The sequence below is a fragment of the Tabrizicola sp. genome (genome assembly GCF_034366665.1).
Lineage (GTDB): Bacteria > Pseudomonadota > Alphaproteobacteria > Rhodobacterales > Rhodobacteraceae > Tabrizicola.
The window spans coordinates 11,244-27,805 of the sequence record NZ_JAXMMF010000015.1; the positions used below are offsets into that span (position 1 = coordinate 11,244).

The window sequence follows — 16,562 nt, forward strand, 5'->3', positions numbered from 1 at the left end:
GCCGCGCTTTGGCGTGCGTCCTGCGGTCACGTCCCTCTGTGGGCACTGCCATGACCCCGAAAGGACACGACACATGAAATGGGATCAGATCGAAACCAAATGGGCGCTGATGACACGGCGCATTCGGGCCGACCTGTGTGACGATCACAGAGACGCCGTCAGCGCTCGTTCGCTGAAACGTTCCGACCCGATGCAAGCCACCATCGCGGAAAGCCAGAAGGCCGTCATGAACGACCCAAAGTTCAAGACATCCGCTAAGTGACGGGCTGGAAAGGCAAGCTTGCAGGCCTGCAAGGGTCGGTCCGTGCAGGGTTCACTACGGTCCCCGGCGTCTGGCAGGATAGCGCGCCGATCCGGGGCGACCTTTTCGGAACCGAGCGGCTTGAGCATCACGCCATCAGTCTTGCCGCGGCCCAGCCGGTCACTGCGGGCCCGTCGCTGCGCGTCCAGCCGCTCAGCCGCCGGGTCAATGAGAATGCCGACGTCCTTTTGGCGGCGTATCGGACCTGTGCGGGTGCGCTGCAAGCGGGCCAGGTGATTGCGCCGGCGGCCGAGTGGCTGTTGGACAACTTCCATCTTGTCGAGCAGCAGCTGCGCCAGATCCATGACGATCTGCCGCCCGGCTATTACCGGCAGCTTCCGAAACTGGCCGAAGGGCCCTTCGAAGGCTATCCGCGGGTCTTCGGGCTGACCTGGGCCTATGTCGCGCACACCGACAGCCTGATGTCCGGTCCGGTCCTGCAGCGCTTTGTCCAGGCGTACCAGCAGGTCCAGCCGCTGATGATCGGCGAGCTTTGGGCCGTGGCGATCACGCTGCGGATCGTCCTGATCGAGAACATGCGCCGACTGGCCGAGCAGATCGTCGACGGGCACGCCCTGCGTCTGGAAGCGGACGCCATCGTCGACGCGGTGCTGGGCGATTCCGGCAGTTCATTCTCGGTGATGCAGCGCGCGGTCGCGCGGTACGAGGCTGGCCCGCTGCCCGAAATCGTTGCCAGCCAGATCGCCAAACGGTTGCGGGGCCTTGACCCGTTGCAGACCCCCCTTCTGGGCTGGCTGGAGGACCGCCTCTCCCGTCAGGGCACGTCGGTCGAAGAGGTGATCACCAACACGCAGACCCGGCTTGGCGCGTCGAACGTGACCATGCGCAACATAGTCACCTCGATGCGGCTGGCGTCCGAGATGGACTGGGCCGACTTCTTCGAAGAGGTGAGCCTGGTCGATGCGCGCCTGCGCGACAGCCCCACCTATGCTGCGATGGATTTCACGACGCGCAACAGCTACCGGACCGAGATCGAGATCCTGGCCCAGGACGCGCCGCTGTCCGAAGGCGAAGTGACCGACGCAGTCCTGGCGCTTGCGGCAAGCAGCGACCAGGGGCATCGACGGGACGCAGGCTACTGGCTGATCGGCGAGGGTCGGCGCGACCTGGAGGCCCGGATCGGTTTCCGTCCCCCCGCGCGGCTGGCGCTTTATCGGCAGATCGGCCGGTGGGGATTGCGTGGTTATCTGGCGGCAATCGCGCTGGTGGCCGTGGTCATCTTCATCCCGCCGCTGCTGGTGATGGCGAACGCCGGGGCAGGGAGGCTGAGCCTGCTGTTCCTTGGCCTTCTGGCGCTGTGGCTTGCCGTGGACCTGGCAACGGCGATCGTCAACACTCTGATCACCCGCTCGGTCGCGCCCAAACCCTTGCCGGGCCTTGATCTGGCGAAGGGCATCCCGAACGAGTTGCGCACCTTGGTCGCGGTCCCGGTCCTGCTGACCGGCCCCCACGACATCGCCGAACAGATCGAGCGGCTGGAGATCCATCATCTGTCCAGCGCGGGCGGTGCGGTGCATTATGCCTTGCTCTCGGATGGGCCGGATTCAGCAACAGAGGCGAATGCAGAGGATGCCACGCTTGTCGCGGCCGCGACCGAGGCGATTGCCCGGCTGAACGCGAATTACCCCAGCCAAGACAGCCCGCGCTTCTATTTCCTGCACCGTCGTCGGCTGTGGAACCCGTCCGAGGGCGTCTGGATGGGCTGGGAACGCAAGCGCGGCAAGCTGGTCGAGCTGAACCGCCTGCTGCGCGGCGCGACCGACACAAGCTTTGCCGTGGTCAGCAGCGCTTTGCCGCGCGATATCCGCTATGTCATCACGCTGGACGCCGATACCCGCCTGTTGCGCGGGACCGTCGCGCAGATGGTGGGCAAGATCGCCCATCCCCTGAACCGCGCACGGCTGGACACGGGGTTGCAGCGGGTCACGGGCGGCTACGGCATCCTGCAACCCCGGGTCAGCCCGGCCCTTCCGATCGGTCAGGACGGATCGCTTTACCAGCGGCTCTTCTCCAGCCCCGGCGGGATCGAGCCCTATGCGGCGGCGACCTCGGACATCTATCAGGACCTGTTCGGCGAGGGGACCTTCACCGGCAAGGGCATCTACGACGTCGACGCCTTCGAGACCGCGCTGCACGGGCGTGTGCCCGAGAACACCCTTCTCAGCCATGATCTGTTCGAAGGCACCTTCGCCCGGGCCGCGCTCGCCTCGGACATCGAAGTGGTCGAGGATTACCCCACCCGCCACGACGTCGACATCCGCCGCCAGCACCGTTGGGTCCGCGGGGACTGGCAGCTTCTGCCGTGGATTTTTGGCACTCGGCGTCAGGATCGGGGCGGAGTTCCGGCAATCGGGCGCTGGAAGATGATCGACAATCTGCGCCGGTCGCTGCTGGCGCCCGTGGCGCTGGTGTCCCTTGTTGCGGGCTGGATGCTGCCGCTGCCCCTTGCCCTGATGTGGACGGGCCTGACGCTGTCGATCCTTGCGCTTCCGCGGCTTCTGGCCTTGCCGTTCGGCCTGTTCCCTTCGCGCAGTGGGGTCACGCTCAGCAGCCATTTCGCGGCCCTCGGGACCGATACCCTGATTGCGCTGGGTCAGTTCGTGGTCAGCCTGGCGCTGCTTGCCGATACGGCGGCCACCATGATCGACGCGGTCGTGCGGACCGCGTGGCGGCTTCGTGTCTCGCGGCGGCATCTGCTGGAATGGATGACAGCGGCTCAGATCGGCGGCAGCGCCCGTCCCGGGGTCCTCGGCCAATATGCCTCGATGTTTCCCGGACTGGCCCTTGGCGTTGGCGCCAGTGCCTTGGCCTGGGTCCTGAAACCCGGGGTCTGGCCGCTGCCGGCGATCTTCGGTCTGATGTGGGTCGCGGCACCGGCCATTGCCCGCGCCATCAGCCTTCCGCGCGCGCGACTGCCCGTGGCCGCGCTTTCCCCGGCGCAGGCGCAAGAGTTGCGGCTGATCGCCCGCCGCACCTGGCGCTATTTCGAGACCTTCGTCACCCCGGAGGAAAACTTCCTGCCGCCGGATAACTTCCAAGAGACCCCCCGGCCCGCGATTGCCACCCGGACCTCGCCGACCAACATCGGGCTTTACCTGCTGTCCACCGTCGCGGCGCATGACATGGGGTGGATCGGACGCCAGGCTGCCTTGCAGCGGCTGCGCGACACCCTGCACACGATCCAGCAAATGCCGCGCTTTCGCGGTCACCTCTATAATTGGCACGACACCCGCGACCTCACGGTGCTGGACCCGGCCTATGTGTCCTCGGTCGACAGTGGCAACCTTGCGGGGCACCTGATCGCCGTGGCGCGGGCGTGTCCTGACTGGGCTGCAGACGCAGGATTGCGGGAAGCGGCGGTGCGTCAGGCGATGGGAGACTGCGCCATCCTGGCCCGCCGGTCGCTTGGCATCGATGCCGAGGAGCTGGACCTGATCCGTGCACTTGCGGCGATTGCCGCGGCGGCGGCCGATCCCGCGACGCCGCTTGCCACGCTGACAGGCCCGATGGACAGCGCCGTGGCCCTGACCGGGGACAAGGCGTCGGACGCAAAGTTCTGGACCCTTGCCATGCAGTCCGCGCTTGCCGACCATCTGGCGGACCTGGCCGCCCCGGTGGACACGGCTCTGCTGGACGAAGTCGAGACCCTGTGCCGCAGTCTGGCGCTTGAGATGGACTTCGCCTTCCTGCTGGAACCGGACCGGAAGCTGCTCTCCATCGGCTTTTCCGTCGCCAACAACCGGCTGGATACGAACTGCTACGATCTTCTGGCCTCGGAGGCGCGTCTGGCAAGCCTGTTCGCCATCGCCAAGGGGGATGTCGAAACCCGGCACTGGTTCCGGCTGGGACGCGCGGCAACCCCGGTCGGATCGGGGTCGGCCCTGATCTCGTGGTCGGGCAGCATGTTCGAATATCTGATGCCGTCCTTGGTGATGCGGGCCCCGGCGGGATCGGTGCTGGAACAGACCACCCGCCTGATCGTGGCCAGCCAGCGCAGCTATGCCGCGGCTCTGGGCATTCCCTGGGGGATATCGGAATCCTCGTACAACGCCCGCGATCTGGACATGACCTACCAGTACTCGAACTTCGGCGTGCCGGGCCTTGGGCTGAAGCGGGGCCTCAGCGAAAACCGCGTGGTTGCCCCCTATGCGACCGGGCTTGCCGCGATGATCGACCCGGTGGCCGCCGTCGAGAATTATGCCACGCTGGCAAAGCTTGGGGCCGAGGGGAGGCACGGCTTTTACGAGGCGGTGGACTTCACCCCGGCGCGCGTGCCGTCGGGCGAAAACCAGGTCATCGTCCGCAGCTTCATGGCGCACCATCAGGGGATGACGATCACCGCCATCGCCAACACCCTGCGGAACGGGCGGCTGCGCGACCGGTTCCACGCCGAGCCGATGATCCAGGGCGTCGAGCTTCTGCTGCAAGAGCGTATCCCCCGCGATGTCGCCAGTGCCCCGCCGCGTGCGACCGAAGTGCTGGTGGCACCGGTCGAACTTAACGACGCGCCCGCCGTCCGTGCCTTCGAAGACCCCGCAGCCGAGCCGCCGACCGCGCACCTTCTGTCCAACGGCAATTACGGGGTGATGCTGACCGCGACGGGCGAAGGCTTCAGCCGCTGGCGCGACATGGCCATCACGCGCTGGCGGGCCGAAGCGGCGCAGGCCGCGTTGGGGTCGTTCCTGTTTCTGCGCGACACGGCCTCGGACGAGGTGTGGTCCGCCGGCGTGCAGCCGACCAGGATCGGGCAGGATCGGCACCGGGCGGTTTTCTGCGAACACCACGCCGCCTTCACCCATCAGATGCCGCGCCTGACCACGCTGACCGAGGTCGTCGTCTCGGCCGAAGACGATGCCGAGGCGCGGCGTGTGACCCTGACCAACAGCGGGCGTCGTGACCGCGAAATCGACGTGACCTCTTACGCCGAACTGGTGCTGGCCCCCGCAGCGGCCGATCAGGCGCATCCGGCGTTTTCCAAGATGTTCGTGGTCACGGATTACCTGCCCGAACTTGGCGTCATCATCGCCACCCGCCGCCGTCGATCCCCCTCTGATCCCGAGGTCTGGGCTGCCCATATCGCCGTGGTCGAAGGCGAGGATACCGCCCCGATCCAGATCGAAACGGACCGCGCCAGGTTCATCGGGCGCGGACGGGATGTCGGCTCGGCGGTGATGATGGACCAGCCCCTGTCCGGGACCACCGGCACAGTGCTGGACCCGATCTTCTCGATCCGCCGCCGGGTCAGGGTTCCGGCGGGCGGCACCACTCGCGTGACCTTCTGGACGATGGTGGCCGATACGCCGGACGCACTCTTGGACCTGGTGGACCGCCACCGCGACCCTTCGGCCTTCGCGCGCGCCGCAACTTTGGCCTGGACCCAGGCGCAGGTGCAGTTGCGGCATCTGGGCATCACCCATGCCGATGCAGCCGATTTCCAGAGCCTTGGCGGAATGCTGATCCGCAACGATGCGCGCCTGCGCGCTTCGCCCGGGCAGATCGTGTCCGGCGCGGCCTTGCAGTCCGCGCTTTGGGCGTTTGGGATCTCGGGCGACGTGCCGATCGTCCTGCTGCGGATCGACGATGCCGCGGACATTTCCGTCCTGCATCAGGCGATCAGCGCCCATGAATATTGGCAGATGCACCAGCACGCGGTGGACCTTGTCGTCCTGAACGACCGGACGTCGTCCTATGTGCAGGACCTGCAGATCGCCATCGAAAGCGCCGTGCGCGCCGCGCGGTCCCGGCCCCGGGCCTCGGGCGTGCGCGCCCCGGTCAACGGGACCATCCATGTGCTGCGGACCGACCTTCTGAACATGGGCGCGCGCGAGCAATTGATCTCGGTGGCGCGCATCATCCTGGTCGCCAGCCGGGGGGACCTTGCCAGCCAGCTGGCCCGGATTGCGGTCCGACCGATCCACAAGTCCGCAAGCCCGCTTCCCCTTCCGGTCCCGGCTGCCGCGCCCGCCCTTCCGCAGCTTGAGTTCTTCAACGGGACCGGCGGCTTCGACCTCGACGGGCGCGAATATGTGACCATCCTGCAAGCCGGGCGCACCACCCCCGCCCCGTGGATCAACGTCGTCGCCAATCCGGGCTTCGGCTTCCAGGTTTCGGCCGAAGGGAGCGGCCACATCTGGTCGGAAAACAGCCGCGAGAACCAGATCACCCCCTGGTCGAACGACCCGGTGTGCGATCCGACGGGCGAGGCGATCTATCTGCGCGACATGGAGACCGGCCAGGTCTGGACGCCGACCGCGCTGCCCATTCGGGGTCCCGGGACCTACATCGCGCGGCACGGCTTCGGATATTCGCGCTTCCAGCATGACGCTCACGGCATTTCGGCCGACATGACCCAGTTCGTGCCGCTGGATGCCGCTGCCAAGATCACCACCCTTCGGTTGCACAATGCAGGCCCGACGACGCGCACCCTGTCGGTCACGGCCTATGCCGAATGGGTCCTCGGCACCTCACGCGGGGCGAGTGCGCCATACATCATCACGCGCACCGATCCCCAGACCGGGGCGATTCTGGCGCAGAACAGTTTCGGCACTGCCTTTCCGGGCCGCGTCGCCTTTGCCGATTTTGGCACGGATGTCAGCAGCCTGACCGCCGACCGGGCCGAGTTCATCGGGGCCGGCGGCTCGCTTGCCGCGCCGGCGGGCCTGCAGGGCAGACCCCTGTCCGGGGCGACAGGCCCGGCGCTTGACCCCTGCGCGGCCCTGCAACGCCACCTGACCCTGCGCCCGGGCGAGACGGTGACGCTGACCTTCCTGATCGGCCAGGCCGAAAGCGAAGCCGCCGCCAGCGCCCTGATTCAGCAGCTTCGCGCGGCCGATGCCAAGGACCTGCTTGCCACTGTCACGGATCACTGGACCTCGCTTCTGGGCACGGTCCAGGTCCGCTCGCCCGACCGCGCGATGGATATCCTGCTGAATGGCTGGCTGATGTATCAGACCCTGGCCTGCCGCATCTGGGCGCGAGCCGGTTTCTACCAGGCCAGCGGTGCCTATGGGTTCCGGGACCAGTTGCACGACGGGATGGCGCTGACCTTCTCGCGGCCCGAGATGACGCGTGCCCACCTGCTGCGCGCGGCCTCGCGCCAGTTCCCGGAAGGCGATGTCCAGCACTGGTGGCTGCCGCATTCCGGCCAGGGCGTGCGCACACGCATCTCGGACGACCGGGTCTGGCTTGGCTACGGCGTCGCGCGCTACATCGCCGTGTCCGGGGATGCGGCGATCCTGGACGAACAGGTGGCTTTCCTGCAGGGCCCGCCCGTGCCCCCCGGGGTGCATGACGACTTCTTCCGGCCGGACGTGTCCGAAGCGACGGCCAGCCTCTTCGAGCACTGCGCCCGGGGGTTGGACCAGGCCATCCAGCTGACCGGCGACAACGGCATGCCCTTGATCGGGACCGGCGACTGGAATGACGGGATGAACCGCGTGGGCGAAGACGGCAAGGGCACCAGCGTGTGGCTGGGTTGGCTGTTGATCGCGACCATCGATCTGATGGCCCCCTTCGCCGACAGCCGGGACCCAGGGCGGGCCGCCCGCTGGCGCGCCCATGCGAAATCGGTGACGGAGGCGATCGAGGCGCGGGGCTGGGATGGCACCTGGTATCGGCGGGGCACCTATGATGATGGCAGCCTTCTGGGATCGGCCAGCTCGGAGGAATGCCGCATCGACAGCATCGCGCAGTCCTGGGCGGTCCTGTCCGGGGCTGCGGACCCCGGTCGCGCGCGAACCGCAATGGCATCCATGACCCAGCACCTTGTTCGACCTGACACCGGCTTGGCTCTCCTCTTCACGCCGCCCTTCGACCGGACGGCGGCAGACCCCGGATACATCAAGGGCTATCCGCCCGGCCTGCGCGAAAACGGCGGTCAGTACAGCCACGCCGCGATGTGGGCGATCCTTGCGCAGGCCCGGCTGGGGCAGGGCGAGGCCGCACATCAGCTTTTTGCGATGCTGAACCCGATCAATCACGCCCTGACCGACGCCGATGCGCAGCGCTACAAGGTCGAACCCTATGTCGTTGCCGCTGACGTCTACTCGACCCCGCCCCACGCCGGTCGTGGGGGCTGGACCTGGTATACCGGCTCGGCGGGCTGGATGTATCGCGCGGGCATCGAGGGGATCATCGGGCTGACCCGTGCCGGCAACACGCTGTCCTTGAACCCCTGCCTGCCGCCGTCCTGGCCCAAACTGACCCTGACCATCACGCTTGGAGCCGCACGCTACGGGATTACGGTCCTGAACCCCGACGGAACCGGACAAGGCATCCGCTCGGCCGAGTTGGATGGTGCACCCCTTACGCTGCCCGAGGGCACGTTGTCCTGGCCGGTGCGGGACGGAAGCCATCAGCTTGTGGTCACCCTGGGCCAGCGGGAAGAGCCGTCGCCGACCGGCGCCTCCACCTCTCCCGCCTTCGCCCTGGGGGTGGACCAGTCAGGCTAGACCGACAGAAGCTCGCTGTTCAGTTCCAGGGCGACAGTGACCCCGGTCTTCAGCCAGTCATAGCTCAAGGACCCACCCAGCGCCCCCTCGACCGTGGCGCGCAAAAGCCTGCTGCCGTAGCCCTGCGTTTCGGAGGGTGTCGCAATCTCGGGGCCACCCTGTTCGGTCCAGGTCAGGGTGACGTGCTGGTCGGCCACACTGCCCGACACATCCAGCGCGCCCTCGTTCGAGGACAGCGATCCATATTTCAGCGAATTGGTGGCCAGTTCGTGGACGACCAGGGCCAGGGACCCCGCCGCCCGTTCGCCGATGCCCATGCGTGGCACCGATATCCGGACGCGGCCGGCGAAGGCCCCCTGGTCGTCGTAGGGTGCAAGAAGGACGGTGAAGATATCCCCCAGAAGGGCGGCCGCGCCTTCGTTTCCCGGCAAAGGCCGGACAAGATCATGCGCACGGCCAAGCGCCGTCAGCCGGTTCGTCAGCTGGGCCAGCATATCCTCGATCGAGCTGGACGACCGCGAGGTGATGCGCGCCAGCGAGGACGCGATGGTCAACAGGTTCTTGACCCGGTGGCTCATCTCGCCAGCAAGAAGTTCGCTGCTTTCCTCGGCCTGCTTGCGCCCGGTGACATCCAGAAACACGCCGACCATCGCCCGCTTGACGATATCCTCGTCGCTGCCCCGCCCCCGCGCCGAGATCCAGCGCACTTCGGTCCCAACCAGAGTGCGAAAATCAATCTCGTAGGGGCCGACGACCGCACGTGTCGCAAAGAATGCCGCGCGGACGCGGTCCCGGTCGGCGGGGTGTATCTTGGCCGACAGATGCTCGAACGTCAGAGCCTCGACCGACGAGACGTCCCACAGGGCGAAGCCGCGCTCGTCCATTTCAAACGCATCGGTGTCGACATTCCATTCCCACAGCGCAATTCCGGCCGCGTCGACCGCCCGGCGCAGAGAGTCTTCGCCCCAACGGGCGTGGAAACGGCTGCTGGTGGTCATGAAAGCCTCCACTAACGGAAAAAGTGATAGGGTCGGCCAAGCCCGGTGTATGGGTCTTCAGACCCCCGGGGTCAATGACCCGGCCCGGACGCTGGGCTTTCGGGGCTCGTGCTACCCATGCTGCCAAGGCTGTGACCCCGGCAGGGAACCGTTTGCACTTTGGTTTCGTTAGGTTCTGCATAGTCGCGGATCCGGGGCGCAACCAGCCTGCGCGGTTTTCATGGTTCAAGGGGGACGGGTGTGAGTGGAAAAGGCTGTCCGGCAATGGCGTTTTCCGCGCGGCGTGGCAGTCATTGCCGAACGCCGCACCCCGCAAGAGTGATCGATGTCCACGCAGGGACCTGAGGACGCAAGTGCGTCCCGTGCCAGACTTGTCGGTGCCGTGACCCTGACCAACCTGGACACGCAGCGCCGTTTTCTGGGTGGGCAACCGGGCGTCCGCGTCGTGGATATGTCCGAAGTCACCCAGCTTGACACCGCTGGGGCCTGGGCCATCGCGTCGTTCCAGGCGGCACAGAAGACCAGCGGGCGCGAGGTCGTTGTCGAAAACGCCACCAGCGCGCAGACCCTGCTCTTGCAGACTGTCACCGACGCGATGCCCGCAAGCCGCAAGCGCCGCCGTCGTCTGCCGCACCACGAAGCCCGGGACATGCTGTTCGACGTTGGCAGGTCCGTCTCGGTGTTCGCCGCCGATCTTGGCAAGACCGTCGGCTTTCTGGGCCTTGTCCTCAGCCGTCTTGGCTTGACCGCCCTGCACCCATCGCGCCTGCGCATCACCGCTTTGGTCCATCACATGCAGCAGGCGGGCCTGAATGCCGTGCCCATCGTCGGTCTGATGGGGTTCCTGATCGGGATCGTGCTGGCCTTTCAGGGGGCGTCGCAGCTGAAACAGTTCGGGGCCGAGATTTACGTCGTCGACCTGATCTCGATCTCGATGCTGCGCGAGCTTGGCATCCTGCTGACCGCGATCATCGTTGCCGGACGGTCGGCTTCGGCCTTCACCGCGGCCATCGGGTCAATGAAGATGCGCGAAGAAGTGGACGCGATGCGGGTCCTTGGCCTGGACCCGATCGAGCTTCTGGTCCTGCCGCGTGTCCTCGCCCTGCTGATCCTGCTGCCGGTGCTGGGCTTCGTGGCCAACATGGCCGGTCTTTTTGGCGGCGCGCTGATGGCGTGGATCGACCTTGGGATTTCGCCCGCGATGTTCCGCACGCAGCTGGCCGCCAACACGACCGTCAGCCACGCGCTGGTCGGGCTGTCCAAGGCGCCGGTCTTCGCGATGATCATCGCGCTGGTCGGCTGCTACCAGGGGCTGCAGGTCGAAGGAAACACCGACTCGCTTGGCAGCCGCACGTCGCGGTCGGTGGTCGTCGCGATTTTCCTGGTCATCGTCGTCGATGCCGTGGCCTCGATCTTCTTTTCGGTCTGGGGGGTCTGATGGAGGACGCAGTCATCACCGTGCGCAACCTGACCAACCGGTTCGGCAAGACCACCGTCCACCAGAACCTTGACCTCGACGTGCGACGGGGCGAGGTGCTGGGCGTGGTCGGCGCGTCGGGCAGCGGCAAGTCCGTCCTGTTGCGCAGCATCGTCGGCCTGCAGAAGCCTTCGTCCGGCACGATAACCGTCCTCGGGACCGAGGTGCTGACCGATCCACCCACCGAGACCGAGCCGAATACAGGCGACCCGGCAGCCGTGCAGAACCGGTGGGGCGTGATGTTCCAGGACGGAGCGCTGTTTTCGTCCCTGACCGTGCGCGAGAATGTCGAGGCCCCGATGCGCGAAAAGCTGGCCATCGACACCGTGACCCGCGCCGCGCTGGCGGATCTTCGGATCGCGATGGTGGGCCTGCCTGCGACGGCCGGTGATCTTTACCCGTCCGAGCTGTCGGGCGGCATGCGCAAACGCGCAGGCCTGGCGCGGGCCTTGGCGCTTGATCCGCAGATCCTGTTCCTGGATGAACCCACCGCCGGCCTTGACCCGATCAGCGCGTCCGAGTTCGACAACCTGATCCTCTCGCTGCAAAAGGCCCTGGGCCTGACGGTGTTTCTGGTCACCCACGATCTGGACACGCTGCACGCCACCTGCAACCGGATCGCCGTCCTGGCGCAGAAGAAGGTCCTGGTGACCGGCACGATGGCCGAAATGATGCAGGTCGACGACCCTTGGGTGCGGTCCTACTTCCACGGGCCGCGCGCCCATGCGGCCCAACTGCAGGGGGCGACCTGATGGAAACCAAAGCCCGCTACATTCTGGTCGGGGCCTTCACGCTGGGCGCCCTGGCGGCCCTGCTGGGCTTTCTGCTCTGGCTGGCCCAGGTCGAACTCAACCGTTCGTACGCGCAGTATGACATCGTGTTCGAGACGGTCTCGGGCCTTAGCCAGGACAGCGTGGTGCGCTACAATGGTGTCGATGTGGGCAAGGTCCTGTCCATCGACCTGGACCGTCAGAACCCCCAGTTCGTGCGCGTCAGGATCGAGGTCCGCGCCGCCACTCCGGTACGGCAGGACACGGTTGCGACCCTGTCCTCGCAGGGCGTGACCGGCGTTTCCTTCGTCGCCCTGGAAGGCGGCAGCCCGATGTCCGACCCGTTGGAGGCGATCCCCCCCGCCGAGGTCCCGGTCATTGCCTCGCAGCCCTCGGTCGTGCAGGCACTGACGGACGCCGCCCCCGATCTGCTGGAAGAGGCAATCGCCCTGATCGAGGATGTGCGCCAGTTCACCACCCCCGAAAACCGCGAGGCCATCGCCGCGATCCTGCAGAACGTCGAGACTGTGACCGCCCGCGTCGATGCGATTGCGGCGCGCGCGGAAAAGCTGGTCACGACCGCCGAAGGCACGCTGGCCCGTGCCGATGCTGCGCTGGGCAAGGCGGAAGCGGCTTTCACAAGTGCGGATGCGGTGATCAAGGATGACATCCCCGGTCTTGTCGACGGCCTGAAGGCGACCGTGGCGGATGTGGGGGACACCGCGACTGAACTGAAGGCCTTCGCCCGCTCGGCCCTGCCGCAATACCGCGACCTTGCGGCCGATGCGCGCCAGGTGATTGCGAACATCGGCGCGGTGGCCGACCGCATCGGCCGTGACCCAAGCCGCTTCCTTCTTGGCACGCAAACCCCCGAATACAGGAATTGAACAATGCGCTGGATCGCCACTGCACTTGTCATCGCCCTTTCACCGCTTTCGGGCTGCGGGGCGATCTCGTCCCTTTCCAAGGCCGGGGCAGAGCTTGACGCCTACACCCTGACGCCCGCCCGCAGCACGGGCGCGCCCGCGGGCGGCAGCGCCCATCTGATCGTCGAATTGCCCAGCACCGCCGGGGCGCTGGCGACCGACAGGATCCTGATCAAGCCGGTCCCCTATCAGGCGCAGTATCTACCCGACGGGCGCTGGTCCGAACCCGCCCCCGCCCTTCTGCAGACGCTGCTGGTCGCGTCGTTCCAGAACCTGGGAGGGTTCGGGCTTGTCGGACGGACCGCAAACGGTCTGAAACCGGACTACACGCTGATGACCGAGCTGCAGGATTTCCAGGTGGAACCGGCGGGGCCAGAATTCGTCATCCGGATCAGCATGATGATGACCCTGATCCGCGAATCCGACCGGCGGATCGTCGGTTCCCGGCGCTTCTCCAGCGCCACGACGGTCGGGTCCGACGACACCCGGACTTTGGTCGCGGCGTTCGACAGTGCGATGCAAGGCCTGCTGCAGGATATCGTCCTGTGGACGGCACGATAAGCGTCAACGCAGCGGGTTCAGGTCTGCCCGGTGTGGATTTCACCGGGCAGCTGCCTGTTCAAAGGGGTCAGCCGAAACCCAGGCGCTTCGCTGGGCGTCGCCGGGCCGCGCCTGCCCGTCAGTTCGTCAGCAGGTAGTAGCTGTTCCGCGATCCGCCCATGTTCTGGACGGTGACGTAGAAGTAGCCATCCCAGGCCGGGGTCCAGTCGCAATACAGCTTGTCCGACCAGCTGACGTCATAGCAGATGACATTGCCGTTCTCGTCCGTCACGGCCACGTCCAGGTTCGCGTCGCCGTCGCCCACTACCGCAATCTCGGCGTAGGAGTTGCCATAGTAGGGGATCTCCCAGACGTCGGTCTGACCCGCCGGCAGGCGCGACACCCATTCCACCGCCCCGCCGATCCGCCCGCGGCCGGTCTCTGCCATCGCATCGTCGATCACGCCCAGCAGCGCCTCGTCTTCCGCGGCCAGCTCCTTGGCCTTGGCGAACATCGCTTCTGCGGTGGCCGGGGCCTCGGCGGCGCCCTCATCTTCGTTCGTGGCGGTGAAGAACGTCGCCTTGGCGGCGGCGCGGGGTGTGCCGTCGTTCATCATCGGGGCCGGAGCAGCGGGAACCGGCGACGGGGCGGCCTTCTTGGCGAAGGTTGCCTGATCGACAGTGACCTTCGACGGGTCCAGCGCGGCCGGCTCGGCAGAGGCCACCTCGATGGACGCCGCAAGCTTGGCGGCGGCAAGTACCGTCACCGCATCGCCCTGGGCCACGCCCACGGCGTAAAGCTCTTGTGCCAGGGTCATGGTCGAAGCGGCCCCCGGAGCAGCCCCCTCGGCCGCAGCGCCGACGTTCGGGCCGGACTTGTCCTGTGCCAGAGAGGGAAGGGCAACCGCGACCAGTGCCGTGGTGGCGAGTGCGAGCGAAATTCCTTTAAGTGTCATGTCGGCCTCTATCGGTTGGCCGTCCCGCATCGGGACGGAATGTGCCGATCTTCGCAGGCCTTCACGATCTTGAGAAGGCAGGTATCCATGACAAATTCGGTCATTTGCATCAGTTCCCGACCAGCCGGTAGCTGTTCCGGACCGGACCCGGATTGCGCACCTTGACCGTGAAGAACCCGTTCCGCGCCGGGGTGAACCGGCACAGAGCCGGGGCCTTCGCGGCGGGACGGGCGCAGACCAGCGCCCCGCTCTCGTCGGCAATCGTCAGGCCAAGGTTGGTGTCGCCGTCGCCGATAAGCCCGATCTCGGCGGTGGCTTCCCCAGCCAGCACAAGGGTCCAGCTGTCGGTCTGGCCCGGGTCCAGCGACGCCGGTGCGTTGATCGCCGTCGGTCGCCGGCCATGCGGCAGCTGCGCGTCAAGGTCGTAGACCAGGTCCTGCAGGTCCGGGTCCTCGCCCGCAAGGCCCTGGGCGATAGCGATGGCCTCGGGCCCGGCCGGATCGGGTGCAGCGGTCCGGCCTTCGGGCGCGCCTGCGTCCGGGTCCCCCTCGGTCGTCTTTGTCCAGGCGGCCGGAGCACGCAACGTGACCTCGCGCGCCATGCGGATGGCGCTGATCAGGACGACCGGGTCGCCATTGGACAGCGCCACCTCATAGCTGCGCTGGGCCAGAATCAGCCGGGCCGCGGCGCCTGCCTCTCCGACCTGGTTGGGCGAAAGGTTCGGCGCTTCGGCCCGGGCTGCGGACGCCACGCAAAGCAGCAGGACAAAAGGCAGGACAGGCAGGCGCATCGGGGGCTTTCACAGGGGGCAGCCGCCCGAGTCTGGCAAAGCGGACGGGCAGGAACAAGAGCGGAAAGCTTCCCGCCCGCCGGGTTTCGCGCTAGCAGGGTCCAAACCGCGGAGGGGACAATGCGCGAGATCCTGGAACGCCTGCTTGCCTTTGACACCGTCAGCTCGAAGCCGAACCTGGCACTCATGGAGCATGTCCGGGGCCTGCTGGAAGGCGCGGGGCTGCGGGTGTTCCTGATCCCCGACCCGGCGGGGGGCAAGGCGAACCTCTACGCCTCGACCGGGCCCGAGGGGGCGGGGGGCGTCATGCTTTCGGGTCACACGGACGTCGTGCCGGTCGAGGGCCAGCACTGGACCAGGCCACCCTTCGCGCTGACCGAGGCCGACGGGCGCTACTACGGCCGGGGTGCGGCGGACATGAAGGGCTTCGTCGCCTGCGCGGTCGAGGCGATGCTGCTGGCGTCGCGACGTCCCTTGAAGGTGCCGCTGCACCTGGCGCTGTCCTATGACGAGGAGATCGGCTGCATGGGCGTGCGGTCGCTGATCGACATGCTGGAGGCCGCTCCGGTAAAGCCACGTTTCTGCATCGTGGGTGAGCCGACGGGGATGCAGGTCGCGACCGGCCACAAGGGCAAGGTCGCGCTGCGGGCGACCTGTGTGGGGCGTGAGGGGCACTCGGCCCTGGCCCCGCTGGCCTTGAATGCGCTGCATCTTGCGGGGGATTTTCTGGCGGCGGTGCGGCGGGTGCAGGCCGAGGTGGCGGCGACAGGGCTGCGGGACGGCGACTACGACGTGCCCTACACGACGCTGCATGTGGGGAAGATGTCGGGTGGGGTGCAGGTCAACATCGTGCCGAACCACGCGACCCTGGATTTCGAGATCCGGTCGCTGGCAGGCGAAGATGTGGCAGGCCTGATCCATCGACTTGAAGCCGAGGCCGAGGCGATCATCGCCCCCCTGCGGGCCGAGTTCCCCGAGGCCGCGATACGGGTGGAGCGGCTTTGGGATTACCCCGGTCTGGGCACGCCGTCCGACGCCGAGGTGGTGCGCTTCGTCAAGGGGCTGACCGGCGCGAACGCGACGATCAAGGTGGCTTTCGGGACGGAAGGCGGGCTCTTTGACGCCCGGTTGGGCATCCCGACGGTGATCTGCGGGCCGGGGTCGATGGCCCAGGGTCACAAACCCGACGAATTCGTCGCGGTCGAGCAGGTGGAGCGGTGCCGGGGGATGCTGGCGGCGCTGGTGGATCGGCTGGAGGCGGGAATCTGACAAGGGGCGCACCGCGTGGCGCAAGCCGGACGACCTTTGGAATCAAGGGCTTTTTTGGGGACGTC

10 protein-coding genes are annotated in these 16,562 nt (G+C 67.0%); 7 read left to right on the forward strand and 3 right to left on the reverse strand.

Annotation, left to right across the window (positions count from 1 at the left end):
• Positions 1 to 73 precede the first annotated feature (73 nt).
• Together U1E69_RS01785 and U1E69_RS01790 are read left to right on the forward strand one after the other, a co-directional pair.
• Positions 74 to 262, forward strand: coding sequence for a hypothetical protein (locus tag U1E69_RS01785; RefSeq protein WP_322242335.1), 189 nt, complete (start codon positions 74 to 76; stop codon positions 260 to 262).
• On the forward strand, positions 259 to 8,772 hold the full coding sequence (locus tag U1E69_RS01790; protein ID WP_322242337.1) for a GH36-type glycosyl hydrolase domain-containing protein: 8,514 nt from the start codon (positions 259 to 261) through the stop codon (positions 8,770 to 8,772). The genes U1E69_RS01785 and U1E69_RS01790 overlap by 4 nt, the downstream gene beginning before the upstream one ends.
• On the opposite strand, the gene U1E69_RS01795 is transcribed toward U1E69_RS01790, so the two are convergent.
• Positions 8,769 to 9,770, reverse strand: coding sequence for a sensor histidine kinase (locus U1E69_RS01795; protein ID WP_322242339.1), 1,002 nt, complete (start codon positions 9,768 to 9,770; stop codon positions 8,769 to 8,771). The two genes, U1E69_RS01790 and U1E69_RS01795, sit on opposite strands and share 4 nt — an antisense overlap.
• A gap of 382 nt (positions 9,771 to 10,152) precedes the next feature.
• Here U1E69_RS01795 and U1E69_RS01800 point away from each other — a divergent pair, with 382 nt between their 5' ends.
• Genes U1E69_RS01800 through U1E69_RS01815 form a run of 4 tightly spaced genes read left to right on the forward strand, consistent with a single transcriptional unit; the run spans position 10,153 to position 13,504 of the window.
• Complete coding sequence (locus U1E69_RS01800; protein WP_322242340.1) at positions 10,153 to 11,208, forward strand: ABC transporter permease; 1,056 nt, start codon at positions 10,153 to 10,155, stop codon at positions 11,206 to 11,208.
• On the forward strand, positions 11,208 to 11,999 hold the full coding sequence (locus U1E69_RS01805) for an ABC transporter ATP-binding protein (protein ID WP_416200248.1): 792 nt from the start codon (positions 11,208 to 11,210) through the stop codon (positions 11,997 to 11,999). Before U1E69_RS01800 ends, U1E69_RS01805 begins: the two co-directional genes overlap by 1 nt.
• Positions 11,999 to 12,904, forward strand: coding sequence for an MlaD family protein (locus U1E69_RS01810; RefSeq protein ID WP_322242341.1), 906 nt, complete (start codon positions 11,999 to 12,001; stop codon positions 12,902 to 12,904). The genes U1E69_RS01805 and U1E69_RS01810 overlap by 1 nt, the downstream gene beginning before the upstream one ends.
• Positions 12,905 to 12,907: 3 nt before the next feature.
• Entirely contained in the window at positions 12,908 to 13,504 is a 597-nt protein-coding gene (locus U1E69_RS01815) for an ABC-type transport auxiliary lipoprotein family protein (RefSeq protein WP_322242343.1), read from the forward strand.
• Between the two features lie 118 nt (positions 13,505 to 13,622).
• On the opposite strand, the gene U1E69_RS01820 is transcribed toward U1E69_RS01815, so the two are convergent.
• Together U1E69_RS01820 and U1E69_RS01825 are read right to left on the reverse strand one after the other, a co-directional pair.
• Positions 13,623 to 14,438, reverse strand: a complete 816-nt coding sequence (locus U1E69_RS01820; RefSeq protein WP_322242344.1) for a hypothetical protein — start codon at positions 14,436 to 14,438, stop codon at positions 13,623 to 13,625.
• A gap of 109 nt (positions 14,439 to 14,547) precedes the next feature.
• Positions 14,548 to 15,228 (reverse strand): hypothetical protein, encoded by a 681-nt coding sequence (locus U1E69_RS01825; protein WP_322242396.1) that lies wholly within the window; start codon positions 15,226 to 15,228, stop codon positions 14,548 to 14,550.
• Between U1E69_RS01825 and argE the strand changes: the two genes are divergently transcribed.
• Positions 15,142 to 16,497, forward strand: a complete 1,356-nt coding sequence (gene argE, locus U1E69_RS01830) for an acetylornithine deacetylase (RefSeq protein WP_322242393.1) — start codon at positions 15,142 to 15,144, stop codon at positions 16,495 to 16,497. The genes U1E69_RS01825 and argE overlap by 87 nt on opposite strands.
• Positions 16,498 to 16,562: the final 65 nt, after the last annotated feature.

Coding starts and splice junctions, on each gene's coding strand:
- U1E69_RS01820 (WP_322242344.1), bottom strand. CDS start 14,438: ATGACACTTAAAGGAATTTCGCTCGCACTCGCCACCACGGCACTGGTC.
- U1E69_RS01815 (WP_322242343.1), top strand. CDS start 12,908: ATGCGCTGGATCGCCACTGCACTTGTCATCGCCCTTTCACCGCTTTCG.
- U1E69_RS01810 (WP_322242341.1), top strand. CDS start 11,999: ATGGAAACCAAAGCCCGCTACATTCTGGTCGGGGCCTTCACGCTGGGC.
- U1E69_RS01825 (WP_322242396.1), bottom strand. CDS start 15,228: ATGCGCCTGCCTGTCCTGCCTTTTGTCCTGCTGCTTTGCGTGGCGTCC.
- U1E69_RS01795 (WP_322242339.1), bottom strand. CDS start 9,770: ATGACCACCAGCAGCCGTTTCCACGCCCGTTGGGGCGAAGACTCTCTG.
- U1E69_RS01785 (WP_322242335.1), top strand. CDS start 74: ATGAAATGGGATCAGATCGAAACCAAATGGGCGCTGATGACACGGCGC.
- U1E69_RS01805 (WP_416200248.1), top strand. CDS start 11,208: ATGGAGGACGCAGTCATCACCGTGCGCAACCTGACCAACCGGTTCGGC.